Source organism: Nostoc favosum CHAB5714 (genome assembly GCF_020829495.1).
GTDB lineage: Bacteria > Cyanobacteriota > Cyanobacteriia > Cyanobacteriales > Nostocaceae > Nostoc > Nostoc favosum.
Genome location: NZ_JAIVFQ010000074.1, coordinates 24613 through 34213 on the forward strand (window position 1 = coordinate 24613; position 9601 = coordinate 34213).

The following is a 9601-nucleotide window of genomic DNA, read 5'->3' on the forward strand; positions in this document are numbered from 1 at the left end:
CGCAGGACAAACTCTGCTAATTCTGGATTGCCAGTAATTTTATCAGGCGATGTCTACGACGGGCTATGACGCTCGTTCGCCTTTGGCGTCTCCCCTTGGGAGAAGACTCGCTAACGCTTCTCTACGAGACGCTACGCGAACGCTATCGGCGTCGCTAGAGGAGCTTAATAATCTCACAAAAAATTGTCATCCTCTTGAACAACTTCAGATATTAGGCAGGCAAATTTCGCCCGTGGTAACTGAGCTTGTCGAAATGCACCTTACCCCCATGCTTTCAAGCAGGGGCTTTCTCGGTGCGGATATCTTGGTAAGTAAGTCTTAAACATTTTGGATTCTGAAGGCGCCCCGAAAAACCTATTTGTAACAGCAATTTTGTGAAATGATGTAGCATAACTGAGTGTCCGTAGTTTACCGCCGTAGGCATCGCTCGCCTTGTCAAAGACTCATGACTAAAGTAACATCTCAAGAAATTGCACAGTTTCGCTCTCAATTGGCAGATGATAAGAGCGATATGGAAGCGCTGGATTTGATTGAAGACTGTGATGGAGATTTAGAAGATGCGGCGATGACGCTAGCTATCCGGGCAGGACAACAACCAGAAAGAGCAAATTCCGAGTGGTTAGATGCCTTGGCTAGAAAATGGCGTGTGGTCATTTGCGAACAAGAATATCGGGAAGATTTGCTTAATTCTTCACCTCAAAAGATGATGGAACATCTAAAAGCAATGCCGACGTTTCCTAAGATTTTAGCAACGCCAGTTTTGATTTATGTCCTCAAGCAAGGCGTGAACAATTTTTGTGAGCCACTAGATTCGCTAAAGTGATCGGATGTACATTTAACTTGTGCGATGCCTGCGGCGGGCTACGCCTACGCGGTTTGCAGTTGAGTTTAATACAGACCTAACCCCCAACCCCTTAAGAGCTAGCAAAGTAAGAATAAAAGCCCCTCCAAACTCCAAACTCCCAACTCCCAACTCCTCACTCCCAACTCCCAACTCCTAACTCCTAACTCCCAACTCCAAACTCCTACCCAATGCAAGATGATTCCACCAGGACTGATACGCTGTTAATTAAGGCAAAACTTCTATTAGACAAATTGTAAAATCAATGAATTACCTTGTTGCCGTATTACCAGACCGCATTCAAGCCGAAGCTGCTTACTTAGCCTTAGAAGAACAAGGCATAAACAGCACTATCCTGGGGAAAGGATATAAAACAGCTGACGAGTTTGGCTTAATTGACCCCAAAGACCAAGCCAAAAAGCAAGCACAACTGATGGCAACCTGGCTGATACCATTCGGCTTTTTTGCAGGTTTTACATTCAGCCTCATCACTGGTTTAGATACTTTTGCCTGGGCAGGTGAAGTTGGAAATCACATCGTTGGCGGACTGCTGGGTGCTGCTAGTGGTGCTATGGGTGGTGTGTTGGTCGGTGGCGGAGTCGGTTTACTCGTAGGTAGTGGTGATGCTTTACCTTATCGTAACCGCTTAGATGCGGGTAAATACTTAGTTGCCGTTCAAGGTTCTGAAACTCTAACTCGGCAAGCAACCCGAATATTACGTCAGTTTGATCCAGAAAATATCCAAGGTTATGCTGACACAAGTAGCGTGTAATAAATGAGTCATACTTTACACATCACAACACAGCGACTTGAGTTGCTTCCTTGTTCTTTGGAGGTGGCGCAAGCCGTTGTGACAAGAAATAAATCCCAAGTAGAGAGGCTTTTAGAGGTACGGGTTCCTGATGATTGGTATGGATCTGAGGTGTTAGATATTTTCCCAATGTATGCTCAGATGCTAATAGATGATCCTTCCCAGTTGGGTTGGGGTGTCTGGCTAATGATTCACATTGCCGATTCTACTTTAATTGGCGATTTAGGTTTTATTGGCAAACCCGATCAGACAGGAACTGTAGAAATGGGTTATGAGGTGCTATCAGCTTATCGCCAGCAGGGATTTGCTTTTGAAGCAGTAGAAGCACTGGTCGATTTTGCCTTTACTCAGCAAGAACTCAAGAGAATTATCGCTCATTCTCCAGACGATCATGTTGCCTCGATTCGCATTTTGGAAAAACTGGGAATGCAACAAATTGCTAGGGATGAAAACCTGCTGAAATGGGAATTAAAGTTAGAATCAAGATAGTTATAGCAGCTTAATTCTCAATTCATAACTCATAATTTTTAAGAATGTTGCCACGAGAAGAACTTTTTATTTGTAGCCCACTGTCCCTTATTGGCACGAATTAGGGTGTGGGTGAAAGATTTGGATGTTTTCCTGCATAGTAGACAACCACTTTCAACTCTTCTTCATCAGGAACGTAAAACACTCTGTCTCCTTTTGTCACCTCATATTCCCACGCCCCTTTGTAGGGTTTGCCCTTTAAAGGGAAAACACGCCCAGGTTGTCTGGTGGTTGGTGCAGTACATAAATCCTCGTAACAACGACGTGTATTTTCTGGATGGCGCTGCATTAAAGCTTCCCAGTCCCGATTCACCCGACGATTTTTCGCTACCACCAACCAAGTACTTTCTATCTCAGATAATGCTGGAACTGTCAGTTTGACAAATGGCGGCTCCACATTCTCCACTATTGGATTTTCTTCTTGGTTATCTGACATACCTTATTCAGAAAGTACTCTGAGTATATGGCGGCTTTAATGGTACTTCATCAGTCTCGGCACTAAAAGCATCTGCTAGTTCGGGACTAGCGATCGCTACGGCGCTCTCATGCCATTCATGGATGATCGCGTCAATTATCTCCCATGCTGTAGTTGAGGAATCTATCAACCGAAAAGCCTTACTCAGCTCCTTGATAAAGTCTTGCAGATCATCTTCTTCAAACACATTCAGCCATCCATAAGGATGTTCAAAAGCGATTTCCTTTCCCAGTAACAAAGAGAAGGCGACAGTTAACGCCTCAAAAACAGCTTTACTCTGCGTTGCTGCCTTCACGAGAAAAGTTACTTCCTCCCGGCGCAACAAGGCAAAAGACTGATCGTTGCGAGTAATTGTCACTGGACGTTCTAAAGCTTTGTCCAGAACTCGCCCAGGCTGACGATTCAACTCAGTGGCTGTAATTAACTCATCTGAGTAGATATTGCCGAAAGTCCCGATAGACATAGGTTATGCGTTTTTAGTCAACGCCGATTTAAGAAAATTATTAGTCCCTACGTATAATTGTACGTACTATTCATCAGGGGTCAATAGGGATTGAAACTCTGGGTGCTGGAACCATCTCCAGAAAAGTATGAAAGATTTTTAGCTAGAGAAAATGCCGTGTCATAGTTCAACATCAGTCGCTTTAGAAAGTTAGAATCAAGATAGTTATAAAGCTTAATTCTCAATTCATAACTCATAATTTTTCAGAATGTTGCCACGAGAAGAACTTTTAAAAGGTGTTGAAAATCGAGATAGTGTAGCTCGTGTAATCGATCAAGCGGAGCAAGCCATCAAAACTTGGGAAGTGGTTTTGACTGATTTTCTGTCTCCCCCAGAATTGGCAGAAATTCAACGGGTGTTTAACCGATTAACAGAAGTGCAATTAGTTGCGTGGGGCGGATATCCGCAAGCTGAACGCCAAAGAATAGCGATCGCTCGTTCAGAACTTCCCTTAGATCAATCTCAAGTTAGCCTTGTCGCTGTGGAAATTGCTGGTAATTTCCTGTTTGATACCGCCTCTCACCGCGACTTTTTAGGCGCAATGTTGGGGACGGGAATTGTTCGTGAAAAGACGGGAGATGTTATTGTCTTGGGAGAACGAGGGGCACAGGCGATTGTCGCACCAGAGTTGGTGGAATTTTTGGAAATAAGTCTTAAACAGGTGCGATCGGTTCCGGTGAAAACTCAGCGAATTGAGGTAACTGAATTAAAAGTTCGGGAACCAAAGAAAAAAGAATTAACTACTGTAGAGGCTTCTTTGCGATTAGATGCGATCGCATCTGCTGGTTTTGGCATGTCCCGCAGCAAAATGGTTGATTTCATTGATGCTGGTGATGTCCGTGTCAATTGGAAAGAAATTACCCAAGCTAGTTCTCAAGTCAAATCAGGCGACTTAATCGCCATTCGCTCTAAAGGACGTTTAGAAGTTGGGGAAATAGCCGTTACAAAAAAAGACCGTTACCGAGTTCAATTAACAAGATATATGTAATAAGTCAGGAGTGAGGAGTGAGGAGTGAGGAGTTAGGAGTTTTAAATTTACTACTTTCTTTAACTCCAAACTCCAAACTTCTAACTCCAAACTCCTAACTCTTAACTCCTAACTCTTAACTCCTAAATATACTTAGGCTTTAAAGTGTTTTGCTAACATATTCAACAGAAGTTTGCGCGGTACAAGTCGAGATAATTTACTTCTAATTTGAGTGTTAGTATCAGAACTAATAACAGTTGGATAGCCTTTTTCCAAAGCCTCTAAAGATTCCCAAACCACTTTTTCGCAAGAATACACTTTATCTGTAGTACTTGCCAGTGCTGGAGGAAAATTAGCTTCTGCAAAAAAGTTTGTTTCTATTGGCCCTGGACAAGTGACTAAAATACGGACACCATATTGATTATTTTCTGCCCATAGTGCTTCACTAAAGCTAAGAATAAAAGCTTTACTGGCAGCATAAACAGAAAGGTATGGTATGGGTTGAAATGCGGTAATAGAGGATACGTTAATAATACTTCCAGAACGACGTTGCCGCATCAAGGGGAGAAATTTATGGGTTAAATCTACCAATGCCAAAATGTTTAATTGTACAATTTTGACTTGTCTTTCTCCATCCCCTTCAGCAAAGTCGCCATAGTAACCAAAACCAGCATTGTTGATTAATATGTCAATGGTTAATCCCTTTTCTTTAGTGGCATCAAATACAGCAGCAGCTGCATTAGCTTCTGTGAGGTCTTTGACTATAACCTCTACTTGAATTTTGTGTTGTTCTTCTAGTTGTTTAGCTAATTGGCTTAGTTTCTCTTCGGAACGAGCAACGAGTACAAGATTTGTCTTGCGTGCAGCTAGTTCTTGGGCAAAAGCTTTACCAATACCACTAGAAGCACCAGTAATTAAAGCAGTTGGCATTCTACATATTCAGATAGTTTTTAAGCACCATTAAAATTTTAGCGATGCTGGCTATAAGTTTTAACTATCCAAAGTGATATACCCAAAAGGGTAAAAGCAGAACTTAGCGCTGAAGAGAGCGCCGTAACCCAAATAATGATTTTTCTCATGGCGATTCCAATTCAAAATGAAATTGTTAATTACCATTTTTCAGACCAATAGATAATTTCTGAGGCAGAAGTATTAATAGCGACGCCGTAGCTATTTCCATGATTCCACTTGAAGCCAGGTCTACCTTTATCCTCTGTATTTAATACCAATATTTCATAAGTAGGTGGAAAAGATTCTGTGTAAGAGTCACTGGTGTAGAAAAAAGTTGTCGGCACACCACTAGGTTGATTTATGTGCTCGTTTGTGTTACCACCTATATATTTTTGCTTTGCACTACTTCTGTATTGTGAAAGTAATTTTTCTATCTTTTTTGGTTGCTGTTTCAGCCTAATTTGAAAAAAACTACTTCCTTGCAAAAATTCGGGAGAGTAAGCAATGCGAACATCTTTGGCATCAGTGGGAATCTCATTAGGAAAATGTTTTACTTGGTCATTATCAGACCATAGTTGATTACGAATTTCTTTGTAACGTGATGTATCAGTTATTATTTTAGGTTCCCTAGTACTGCTAAAAGTTCTTCTCAGAAAAAAGCTTCCCCCGACAATACTAAAACTAGCAAGGGCTAATAGAAACTGCGATCGCTTCATTAAGTTGGGTGCGTCTAACTTTCATAGTCATATACCCAACTAATAAACTAAATTAGTACTATTGCGGATATAGCCTCAGAGATATTAACAGAAACTTTGTGTATCCAGGGTAAATTCCGGGTAATTGTAAAATTACTATGAAGTTGGTCAATGATTACCTAGTTAAATACCGCAGTTTATCCTCGTTGATATCAGTACTATCTTTGTAGCTAACAAAATCAATTCCACAGCCATCCATTTTTTTTCAATTCTTCCTGATGCAGCAATAACTAAGACGGATATATAAATAGTAGATGCACCTTAATTAAATCACAGCCCTCAACTTTTAGTTGGGGGCTTTTTTTGTTATTGAGATTCTCTGATTCAAAATTAAAATATTTTTTGACAAAGTTAAATCTTCCCGGATATTACAATCAATAAAGCGGATTAATAAATGGTAGATGCACCTTAATTAAATCATAGCCCTCAGCTTTTAGTTGAAGGCTTTTTTATTGCTGATGTTTTTTCATTTAAGAATAAAATAAATTTGCTTATAGTTTAAATCTTCCCGGATATGGCAATCAATAAAGCGGATTAATAAATGGTAGATGCACCCTAATAATTTACAGCCTTCAGCCTAAAGCTGGGGGTTTTTATTATTTAAATATAGATGGCAGCAAACTGGGAGCTAACCATACTGCGTAACCAATAAATCCAAAGCACAAGGTAATTAGGACAGTAATACCATAGCTGATGCAAATTAATAAACCGTCAGATTCGATGGTGGCAACAGTCAAAAGTAAAATACCTACAGTGGGGATGGGATTTGTAAAGGGAATTGGTAATATTAGTAATACTGTTAACAAAGAGATACAAAGCCCATTAATTCGCCAAATCAAAGGATGATGGGCTATTTTTGCCAATCGGGGACGGGCGATTTTCTGTAACACTTTAGTAAGATGTCCCAAATTTTGCAAAAGTAACTGGGCAAAGGGACGAGGAAATTTGTAGTTAGCAATTCTTTTTGGCAGCCAAGGCGATCGCCTCCCTAAAACCATTTGGGCTGACAACAGTAAACAAGCACCACCAAAAGGGCCAGTTAATCCCGGTGGCATAGGAAATAAAAAAGGCAAAATTAATAATGTAATTACCAGGCAGAACCCTCGTTCTGAGGTTTCTGCCAGAATATCACCTAGAGTTAGCGGTTGTTCAGCTAGGCGTTGCAACAGGGACTTTATATCTTGAGAAAATCTCAGATGCATTTGGTGCGAGTTCCCACATTTTTAGCAGAGGGAGATAAGAGAGAATAATAACTCCTAACTCCTAATTTCTGGAGGTACTAAAACAGCTACAGCTTTAGGTATAACCCGAAAATGAGCAGGAGTGTAGGTAGTGATTTCACCATCTGTATTAATAGGGCGCGGTTTGCGAGTATACACCTCTATTTCTTGACCTTGAAGAGAGCGTACACTCTCCCAATGTATATGTCGCCCTTGTCGCAGCGCAGGGAGTAATAGTATAATCTGCCACCAATGTTTCATCTCCAAGCTATAGAGGTCTAGCCTTTGGTCATCTATTGCCGCATCGTCAGCCACTGCCATACCACCGCCGTAATAGCGGCCGTTACCCACAGCAATTTGCACTGTTTTCACGCGAACTGATTCACCATTGATTAAAATCTCCGCAGTAAAAGGTCTAGCTTCCCAAATCACTTGCAATGCAGTGGCGGCATAAGCAAATATTCCCCAACGGCGTTTGGCTTCTTTGGTAAGTAGCTGGGTAATTTTTACACTCAATCCCAGACTGGCAACGTTAAAGAAGTGCTTGCCGTTCACCCAACCCAAGTCGATGCGGCGTAAATTTCTATAGGCAATAATTTTGCAAGCTTCGCTGAGGGAATTCGGAATTTTCAAAGTCCTGGCTAGGTCGTTGGCAGTTCCTAAAGGCAAAATTCCCAAAGGTAACTGAGTATCAACTAAAGCATCTACTGCGGCATTGAGAGTCCCATCTCCTCCACCAATGATTACCAAGTCAACTTGATGCTGATAGCGAAGTATAACTTCAGCAAGATGTTTGGGGTCTTCTGTAGACTGCTCAATTAAATCAAAGCCAAGTGTCTTCAGATATTCAATCGCTTCCGATAGACCCTTTTGCCCTTGGCGGGCATGACGATTTACTAACAGCAGTGCGCGAGAACTCATGGGTAGTACCTTTCGTAGTTGATATGTCTAATTATCCGCATCCATGTATTCTGCTTCAAGTTGACTATCAAAAAGTGTTTAATTTGTTATGACAATTATCAAAAATTCATTTCGTCAATGGTTATTATGTTGTGCTTACAGATTTTTAATTTCTATTTTATCTAGTTTATCTCTATTAACCGTCGGTGTGTTGATACTGAGTAAATATACTTTTTACTCACTAAATGACAGGATTTACGTATTTTGTTTCTAAAATATAGGACTACTATTTGATTTTTAAAAGATACGTAGGGGAGACAGTCGTGTGGGCGGGTTTCCCAACTTGAGCGTTAGCGTAGCGGTAGCGACGCAGGAGCGTCACTGGCGTTGTGTAGCTGCGAGAGTACGACACCAAATCCTTACGAATGGTGCGTTAGGATGAAATCCATAACGCATCCTACAGTACCTAATTTTGTTCACAGATCAAATAGGAACCCGATATATAATGCTAATATTATAATATCCATAAAATAATGCCTAACAATAATTATTTATTGGTATAGATACATATTTTTAGATAAAACTTGTATAACTACTATTAATATTTACAATTTTTTAACTTTATTTAATGGGTAAAATTTGTTCGTAGTTTGCGCTTTCTTCGCTAAAGTTCTAAGAGGAAGCCTGAGTTACCCCTGCTTCCCCTAATTAAAATTTACTTACTTAGTGCCCGACCATCTAAACGACATAATTTTACTTTGTTGATGATCTTCGCACCGATTCTTTCATAGAACTTGATTCCACGCTCGTTAGATACAGCTACAGTCCAATCGATTCTGCCACAGCCTTTTTCCTGTCCAATCTGGCGCAAGCGTAGCATCAGCGCCTGACCAACTTGGTGGCTTCGATGTTCAGCTTTAATATATAAGTCATCAAGCCAAATTCCAGGTTTTGCTAAAAAAGTTGAATAGATAAAGTGATAGGTTGCTAACCCAATAGCAACCCCATCAACCTCAGCTAAAAGAACAAAAGCAAGGGGTTTTTCTCCAAATAGATCAATTTCTAGCTTTTGAGGAGTTGCTTCTACAGATTCAGGACAATCATCAAATTCGGCTTTCAAATAAATCAATTCCATAATGGCAGTAATATCCCTTTGGCTTACATGTCGAATTGAAATATTCCTGCCGTTCATGTTATTATTTGCCTTTTCCTTAAAACTCGTATTGGGAGATAATTTCTGTCTCACTCTTTGCTGCCTTTATCCACTCTTGCATTGCTGGAAGCGCTAAAACTGCCTCTACATAGTCTCTATAAACAGGATCTAATTGCACATCATAGGTTACAAACCGCAGGACAACTGGAGCAAAAAATGCATCAACGATGTCTACGACGGGCTACGCCTACGCAAAATTTCCAAATAAAAAATTGCCACCAGCCCCAAATTTTTGGCGTGATTCTTGCCAGATAGTGGTGATGCGGTCAATGTCTTGTTGTACAACCGATGCTAAACCAAAACCTGGATATTTAGCTATTACGCCGTAAGCCTCCCACTAAAACGGTACTCCGTTTAGTGGTGAGATATAAGGCGGTTAAAATTAACGCGACCTCCAACCAATTCAATCCGCAGGATTGACAGGGAGGGGGTCAGTGT

Annotated in this window: 13 protein-coding genes; 6 read left to right on the plus strand and 7 right to left on the minus strand. The window is 40.8% G+C overall.

The features are described 5' to 3' along the window. The first annotated feature begins 49 nt into the window (after nt 1-49). The 4 genes from LC586_RS30025 to LC586_RS30040 all read left to right on the plus strand — a co-directional run bounded on the left by LC586_RS30025 (nt 50) and on the right by LC586_RS30040 (nt 2141). Nucleotides 50-322: a hypothetical protein gene (locus LC586_RS30025; protein ID WP_229488909.1), complete on the plus strand. Its 273-nt coding sequence runs from the start codon at nt 50-52 to the stop codon at nt 320-322. A gap of 123 nt (nt 323-445) precedes the next feature. Beyond that, on the plus strand, nt 446-823 hold the full coding sequence (locus tag LC586_RS30030; RefSeq protein ID WP_229488912.1) for a hypothetical protein: 378 nt from the start codon (nt 446-448) through the stop codon (nt 821-823). 283 nt (nt 824-1106) lie between these two features. Beyond that, on the plus strand, nt 1107-1613 hold the full coding sequence (locus LC586_RS30035; RefSeq protein WP_229488916.1) for a hypothetical protein: 507 nt from the start codon (nt 1107-1109) through the stop codon (nt 1611-1613). A 3-nt stretch (nt 1614-1616) separates the two neighbouring features. Further along, nucleotides 1617-2141 (plus strand): GNAT family N-acetyltransferase, encoded by a 525-nt coding sequence (locus LC586_RS30040; protein WP_229488918.1) that lies wholly within the window; start codon nt 1617-1619, stop codon nt 2139-2141. Nucleotides 2142-2241: 100 nt separating this feature from the next. Here the strand turns inward: LC586_RS30040 and LC586_RS30045 are convergent, their stop codons facing one another. Both LC586_RS30045 and LC586_RS30050 read right to left on the minus strand, forming a co-directional pair. After that, entirely contained in the window at nt 2242-2616 is a 375-nt protein-coding gene (locus LC586_RS30045; RefSeq protein WP_229488920.1) for a hypothetical protein, read from the minus strand. A gap of 7 nt (nt 2617-2623) precedes the next feature. Continuing rightward, a complete protein-coding gene (locus LC586_RS30050; protein ID WP_229488923.1) occupies nt 2624-3118 on the minus strand; it encodes a hypothetical protein in 495 nt (164 codons plus the stop codon). Nucleotides 3119-3365: 247 nt separating this feature from the next. Here LC586_RS30050 and LC586_RS30055 point away from each other — a divergent pair, with 247 nt between their 5' ends. Then, nucleotides 3366-4145 (plus strand): photosystem II electron transport protein, Sll1252 family, encoded by a 780-nt coding sequence (locus LC586_RS30055; RefSeq protein WP_229488926.1) that lies wholly within the window; start codon nt 3366-3368, stop codon nt 4143-4145. A gap of 132 nt (nt 4146-4277) precedes the next feature. On the opposite strand, the gene LC586_RS30060 is transcribed toward LC586_RS30055, so the two are convergent. From LC586_RS30060 to LC586_RS30080, 5 genes are all read right to left on the minus strand, one after another. Continuing rightward, nucleotides 4278-5054 carry an SDR family NAD(P)-dependent oxidoreductase gene (locus LC586_RS30060; protein WP_229488927.1) on the minus strand — a complete coding sequence of 259 codons (777 nt, stop codon included), beginning with the start codon at nt 5052-5054 and terminating at the stop codon, nt 4278-4280. 179 nt (nt 5055-5233) lie between these two features. Then, nucleotides 5234-5791, minus strand: coding sequence for a hypothetical protein (locus tag LC586_RS30065; protein ID WP_229488928.1), 558 nt, complete (start codon nt 5789-5791; stop codon nt 5234-5236). A gap of 635 nt (nt 5792-6426) precedes the next feature. Beyond that, a complete protein-coding gene (locus LC586_RS30070) occupies nt 6427-7032 on the minus strand; it encodes an exopolysaccharide biosynthesis protein (RefSeq protein ID WP_229488930.1) in 606 nt (201 codons plus the stop codon). 54 nt (nt 7033-7086) lie between these two features. Continuing rightward, on the minus strand, nt 7087-7971 hold the full coding sequence (locus LC586_RS30075; RefSeq protein ID WP_229488931.1) for a lipid kinase: 885 nt from the start codon (nt 7969-7971) through the stop codon (nt 7087-7089). Nucleotides 7972-8665: 694 nt separating this feature from the next. Further along, nucleotides 8666-9196: a GNAT family N-acetyltransferase gene (locus tag LC586_RS30080; protein ID WP_229488932.1), complete on the minus strand. Its 531-nt coding sequence runs from the start codon at nt 9194-9196 to the stop codon at nt 8666-8668. A gap of 134 nt (nt 9197-9330) precedes the next feature. On the opposite strand from LC586_RS30080, the gene LC586_RS41250 reads away from it, so the two are divergent. Continuing rightward, a complete protein-coding gene (locus tag LC586_RS41250) occupies nt 9331-9492 on the plus strand; it encodes a hypothetical protein (protein WP_306423300.1) in 162 nt (53 codons plus the stop codon). Nucleotides 9493-9601: the final 109 nt, after the last annotated feature.

Coding starts and splice junctions, on each gene's coding strand:
- LC586_RS30025 (WP_229488909.1), top strand. CDS start 50: ATGTCTACGACGGGCTATGACGCTCGTTCGCCTTTGGCGTCTCCCCTT.
- LC586_RS30030 (WP_229488912.1), top strand. CDS start 446: ATGACTAAAGTAACATCTCAAGAAATTGCACAGTTTCGCTCTCAATTG.
- LC586_RS30035 (WP_229488916.1), top strand. CDS start 1,107: ATGAATTACCTTGTTGCCGTATTACCAGACCGCATTCAAGCCGAAGCT.
- LC586_RS30040 (WP_229488918.1), top strand. CDS start 1,617: ATGAGTCATACTTTACACATCACAACACAGCGACTTGAGTTGCTTCCT.
- LC586_RS30045 (WP_229488920.1), bottom strand. CDS start 2,616: ATGTCAGATAACCAAGAAGAAAATCCAATAGTGGAGAATGTGGAGCCG.
- LC586_RS30050 (WP_229488923.1), bottom strand. CDS start 3,118: ATGTCTATCGGGACTTTCGGCAATATCTACTCAGATGAGTTAATTACA.
- LC586_RS30055 (WP_229488926.1), top strand. CDS start 3,366: ATGTTGCCACGAGAAGAACTTTTAAAAGGTGTTGAAAATCGAGATAGT.
- LC586_RS30060 (WP_229488927.1), bottom strand. CDS start 5,054: ATGCCAACTGCTTTAATTACTGGTGCTTCTAGTGGTATTGGTAAAGCT.
- LC586_RS30065 (WP_229488928.1), bottom strand. CDS start 5,791: ATGAAGCGATCGCAGTTTCTATTAGCCCTTGCTAGTTTTAGTATTGTC.
- LC586_RS30070 (WP_229488930.1), bottom strand. CDS start 7,032: ATGCATCTGAGATTTTCTCAAGATATAAAGTCCCTGTTGCAACGCCTA.
- LC586_RS30075 (WP_229488931.1), bottom strand. CDS start 7,971: ATGAGTTCTCGCGCACTGCTGTTAGTAAATCGTCATGCCCGCCAAGGG.
- LC586_RS41250 (WP_306423300.1), top strand. CDS start 9,331: ATGTCTACGACGGGCTACGCCTACGCAAAATTTCCAAATAAAAAATTG.